This is a genomic window from Streptomyces albidochromogenes (genome assembly GCF_005981925.1).
Lineage (GTDB): Bacteria > Actinomycetota > Actinomycetes > Streptomycetales > Streptomycetaceae > Streptomyces > Streptomyces albidochromogenes.
In genome coordinates, this window is record NZ_VBVX01000403.1 from 1 (window position 1) to 5,060 (window position 5,060).

The 5,060-nt window shown below is 71.6% G+C and carries 5 protein-coding genes and 1 pseudogene; 4 read left to right on the forward strand and 2 right to left on the reverse strand.

From position 1 onward, the window contains the following. Positions 1 to 143 (reverse strand): annotated as a pseudogene (locus tag E2E34_RS31145) (enolase C-terminal domain-like protein); the annotation flags it as partial. Between the two features lie 147 nt (positions 144 to 290). Then, a complete protein-coding gene (locus E2E34_RS31155; protein WP_138905206.1) occupies positions 291 to 1,439 on the reverse strand; it encodes a mandelate racemase/muconate lactonizing enzyme family protein in 1,149 nt (382 codons plus the stop codon). A gap of 203 nt (positions 1,440 to 1,642) precedes the next feature. Between E2E34_RS31155 and E2E34_RS31160 the strand changes: the two genes are divergently transcribed. The 4 genes from E2E34_RS31160 (at position 1,643) to E2E34_RS31175 (ending at position 4,928) form a co-directional block, all read left to right on the forward strand. After that, positions 1,643 to 2,413 carry an IclR family transcriptional regulator gene (locus tag E2E34_RS31160; RefSeq protein ID WP_138905207.1) on the forward strand — a complete coding sequence of 257 codons (771 nt, stop codon included), beginning with the start codon at positions 1,643 to 1,645 and terminating at the stop codon, positions 2,411 to 2,413. Beyond that, a complete protein-coding gene (locus E2E34_RS31165) occupies positions 2,410 to 3,258 on the forward strand; it encodes an SMP-30/gluconolactonase/LRE family protein (protein WP_138905208.1) in 849 nt (282 codons plus the stop codon). Before E2E34_RS31160 ends, E2E34_RS31165 begins: the two co-directional genes overlap by 4 nt. A 111-nt stretch (positions 3,259 to 3,369) precedes the next feature. Further along, positions 3,370 to 4,467, forward strand: coding sequence for an NADH:flavin oxidoreductase/NADH oxidase (locus tag E2E34_RS31170; protein WP_138905209.1), 1,098 nt, complete (start codon positions 3,370 to 3,372; stop codon positions 4,465 to 4,467). A gap of 107 nt (positions 4,468 to 4,574) precedes the next feature. Further along, entirely contained in the window at positions 4,575 to 4,928 is a 354-nt protein-coding gene (locus E2E34_RS31175; protein WP_138905210.1) for an ArsR/SmtB family transcription factor, read from the forward strand. Positions 4,929 to 5,060: the final 132 nt, after the last annotated feature.

The following is a 5,060-nucleotide window of genomic DNA, read 5'->3' on the forward strand; positions in this document are numbered from 1 at the left end:
GTGTATAAGAGACAGAGTTTGCGTGCCTCCAGGATGCCGCCGATGTGGCCGAGGTCCGGCTGGATGATGTCGGCCGCCTGGGACTCGAACAGTTCGCGGAACTCAATCCGGTCGTGGATGCGCTCGCCGGGGGCGACGGGGATCGATCCGGTGCACCTGTCGCTGAGCCAGCTCACCGTGCGGTCCGTGTTCGGGGCCCCGTCGTCGGCGTGGTCGTTCGCCGTGCGGGCGTTCGGGGCCGGTCTCCAGCCGGTGCTCGCCGGGCCGCTCGATCACGACCGACCGGCTGCTCACTTCGGTTTCCTCCGCTCCCAGCCCTCGGCCCACAGGTCGAACCGCGCCTGCTGCTGGGGGAACTCGGCGGCGGCGTCCACGTCGAGTTCGACGCCCAGGCCCGGGGCGTGGGAAACCTCGAAGCAGCCGTCGACCACCTCGGGCGCTCCCCGCACCACCTTCTTGATCTCCGCGTCGGCGAAGTCGTTGAAGTGCTCAAGAATCTTGAAGTTGGGTGTGCAGGCCGCCAGCTGGAGGCTCGCGGCGGTCAGGACGGAGCCGCCCACGTTGTGCGGCGCGACCTGCACGTAGTGGGTCTCGGCGGTCGCGGCGAGTTTGCGTGCCTCCAGGATGCCGCCGATGTGGCCGAGGTCCGGCTGGATGATGTCGGCCGCCTGGGACTCGAACAGTTCGCGGAACTCGATCCGGTCGTGGATGCGCTCGCCGGTGGCGACGGGCATGTCCACCTTGGCGGCGACCTTCTCCAGCGCCTTGAGGTTCTCCGGCGGGACCGGCTCCTCCAGCCAGGCCGGCCGGAAGGGCGCCAGCTCGTGGGCCAGCCGCACCGCCGTGGCGGGGGAGAAGCGGCCGTGCATCTCCAGCATGAGCTCCGCGTCGGGGCCGATCGCGTCCCGCACCGCCTCGATCAGCGACACCGCGTACCGCGTGGCGGCCTGGTCGAGTTCGTAGTGCCCGGTGCCGAAGGGGTCGATCTTCAGCGCGCGGTAGCCCCGCTCGACCACAGCCCGCGCGGCCTTGTGGTATGCCTCGGGAGTGCGCTCCGTGGTGTACCAGCCGTTGGCGTACGCCTTGACCTTGTCGGTCACCTTGCCGCCGAGCAGCTGCCAGACCGGTACGCCGAGCGCCTTGCCCTTGATGTCCCAGCAGGCCATCTCCACGACGGCGATGCCCGACATGACGATCTCGCCGGCCCGCCCGTAGTCGCCGTACTTCATGCGGCGCACCAGGTCCTCGACGGCGAACGGGTCGGAACCCGCGATGTGGTTGGCCTCCGCCTCGCGGAGGTAGCCGAGCAGCGCGTCGGTGCGGCCGAGCATCCGGGTCTCGCCGACGCCGGTGAGGCCTTCGTCCGTGTGGACGACGACGTAGGTGAGATTGCGCCAGGGTGTCCCGACGACATGCGTGCTGATTCCCGTAATACGCAAGGCAGTTGCCCCTTGGAAGTGTTCGAGATTTCGTCACACGTTCGAAATGCTGGCGTGACCGTAATCAGCGGCTCCAGGGGGTGTCAATGGCTCGTGCACGGTGAAGCGTTGCCCATTGCCGGGCCAACCGGCGTGTGGTTAGCCTGTGTTCGTCATACCGGCCAATGGTCGGAGTTTCGAACGGAAGGGGTGGGTGGCCGATCATGGGACGACTGGTCCCGGCGGTGACGAGGTCGCTGGACATACTGGAGCTGTTCCTGGAGGGGGACGGCACCCTGTCCGCGCCCGACGTGACGCGCAAGCTCCAACTGCCCCGCACCACCGTGCACGAGCTGCTCACCACGCTCGCCGCGCGCTCCTACGTGGTGCCCGTCCCCGACCAGCCCGGCCGCTACCGGCTGGGGGTGCGCACGTACCAACTCGGCAGCCGGTACGCCGAACAGCTCGACCTCGCGGCGGAGGGGCAGCAGGTGGCCCGTGAGGTGGCCGAGACGTGCGACGAGACCGTGCACGTCGCCATCCTGGAGGACACCGACGTCATCTACATCGCGAAAGTGGACTCCACGCACGCGGTCAGGATGGTCTCCGCCGCCGGCCGCAGGCTGCCCGCGCACTGCACCTCCGTCGGCAAGATGCTGCTCGCCTCACTGCCCGAGGCGGAGCTCGAAGCACGGTTCGCCGGCCGGTCCTTCGCCGCCATGACGCCCAACAGCATCACCGATCCGGACGAACTGCGCACCGCCCTCGCCCGCATCCGGGAGAGCGGCCTGGCGTTCGAGCACCGGGAGTCGAACCCGGACGTGAGCTGTGTGGCCGCGCCGGTGCGCGACAGTGCGGGGCGTGTCGTGGCCGCGCTCTCCATCTCGGTGCCCATGATCCGCTGGAGCGAGGCGCGGGAGGCCGAACTGGCCGAGATGGCGGCCAAGGGTGCGGCCGACCTGTCCGTCCGCCTGGGCCACCGGATCCGGCCGTGACCTCCGGGGCCGTACGCGTCGCGGTGCGCGAGCGGGCGTCGCTGGGCGAGGCACCGACCTGGGACGCGGCGGCCGGCCGACTGATCTGGGTGGACATCCTGTCCGCCCGGATCCACACCTACGACCCGGTGACCGGCCGCCGTACGGTCATGACCACCGAGCAGCACGTCGGCGCGGCCAAGCCGCGGGCGGGCGGCGGCCTGGTCGTCAACCTCCGTGACGGAGTGGGGCTGTACGGGCCCGGCCCGGCCTTCTCCTGGCTGGTGCGTGACCCCGCGCCCGGCCGCCGCGGCAATGACGCGGCCGTGGCGCCCGACGGGGCGCTGTGGGCGGGCGCCATGCGGTACGACGAGGCGCCCGGCGGTGGCGGTCTCACCCGGATAGCGCCGGACGGCACGGCGACGCGGGCCGTGTCCGCGACCGTCAGCAACGGCACGGGGTGGAGCCCCGACGGGCGCCTCATGTACTACGTCGACTCGCCGACCCGTCGCGTCGACGTCTTCGACATGGCCGGTGAGCGCGCGGTGAACCGGCGCGCGTGGGTGACGGTCGAAGAGGGCGCGGGCTACCCGGACGGCCTGACCGTGGACGCCGACGGCTGCGTGTGGGTGGCGCTCTGGGACGGCGCGGCCGTCCGCCGCTACACGCCGGACGGCCGGCTCGACCGGGTCTTCGCGCTTCCCGTACGCCGCCCCACGGCGTGCGCGTTCGGCGGCGCGGACCTGCGCGACCTGTACGTCACCACCGCCCGCACCGGCCTCGCTCACCCACACCCGCTCTCCGGCTCCCTGCTGGTCCTCCCGGGCGCGGGCCGAGGGCTGCCCGGCACACCCTTCGGCGGCTGACCCGGGCCCGCCTTGTACGAAGGGCTTCGTAATTTCACGGTCGTCGTAGTACGGTGTGTGTCGTACTAAGCGCATCGATCCGGCTGCCCCGGCTGAAACGGAGTCCTTCTCGTGAGTGCCCTCTTCGAGCCCTACACCCTGCGTTCGCTGACCGTTCCCAACCGGATCTGGATGGCCCCCATGTGCCAGTACAGCGCGGAGGTGTTCGGGCCGAATGCCGGAGTGGCGCACGACTGGCACCTCGCCCACTACGGCGCCCGCGCCGCCGGCGGCACCGGCCTGATCCTCGTCGAGGCCACGGCGGTGAGCCCGGAGGGCCGGATCAGCCCCGCCGACCTGGGGATCTGGAACGACCGGCAGGCCGAGGCCCTCAGTCGCGTCGCGTCGTTCCTGGAGAGTCAGGGCACGGTCCCGGGCATCCAGCTGGCGCACGCCGGACGCAAGGCGTCGACGGACCGCCCCTGGCGCGGCGGGGGCGCCCTCGTCACGGGACCCGAGGCCTGGCAGCCCGTCGCCCCCAGCGCGTCGGCGTACGCCGAGAGCCACGCGGTGCCCACCGCGCTCACGACGGATCAGATCAAGGAGGTCGTCGGCCAGTTCACCGATGCGGCGCGGCGCGCCCTGGCCGCCGGCTTCAAGGTGGTCGAGATCCACGGGGCGCACGGCTACCTGATCGGCGAGTTCCTCTCCCCGCACAGCAACCACCGCACCGACGAGTACGGCGGCTCCTTCGAGAACCGCACGCGCTTCGCCCTGGAGGTCGTGGACGCGGTGCGGGCCGTCTGGCCCGAGGAACTGCCGCTGTTCTTCCGCGTGTCCGCCACCGACTGGCTGACCGAGAACGACGAGGACGAGCGGACCGGCTGGACCGGCGACGACACCGTGCGCCTCGCCCGCGAACTGCGGGCCCACGGCGTCGACCTCCTCGACGTCTCGACCGGCGGGCTCGCGCCCGGCGCGCGGATCCCCGTCGGCCCCGGTTACCAGGTGCCGTTCGCCGAGCGGGTCCGCACCGAGACCGGCCTGCCGGTCGCCGCCGTCGGCCTGATCACCGACCCGGTGCAGGCCGAGAAGATCGTCGCCGAGGGCATGGCGGACGCCGTGCTGCTCGGCCGGGAGCTGCTGCGCGACCCCTCGTTCGCCCTCCACGCGGCACGCGAACTGGGCGGCGAGGTGCGCGTACCCGACCCGTACGGGTGGGCGATCTGAGGTTCCCCCGGCCGGGCGGGAGCGGCGCACCCGCCGTGCCCGCCCGTCGGCGGTCGTAATTACGAAGAGCGTCGTACAATGGGTTCCCCGGACGAACTGGAGACGCCGTGACCACCGCCACGAGCACGCGTGAACTCGCGCACCCGACGCGCGACGAGATCCGTCTCGAAGGGGTGCTGCACGCGCTCTCCGACCCGATGCGTCTGCTCATCGTGCGCGAGATGGCGGTGGCCGAGGCCGACCTGGCCTGCTCGTACTTCACCCTTCCCGTGACCAAGTCGACGACCACCCACCACTTCCGCGTCCTGCGGGAGAGCGGGGTGATCCGCCAGGCGTACCGGGGTACCGCCAAACTCAACGGGCTGCGGCGCGAGGACCTGGACGCGCTCTTCCCGGGCCTCATCGAACGCGTCCTGGAAGCGGCCGCGCTGGAGGCGGACCGGCTCGGCACGGACGGCTGATCGACGCGGGCGTGCGCTTCGAGCGCACGGTGCCGGACGGCGCCGGGGGCATTCGCGGCACGGGCACCTACGAGGACATCGAGGCGCAGCTCGTGCTGCGCTCGGTCGGCTACCGGGGGACTCCGCTCCCCG

Excerpts from the sequence above, each read along its gene's own strand:
- E2E34_RS31160 (WP_138905207.1), top strand. The coding sequence starts at position 1,643 with ATGGGACGACTGGTCCCGGCGGTGACGAGGTCGCTGGACATACTGGAG.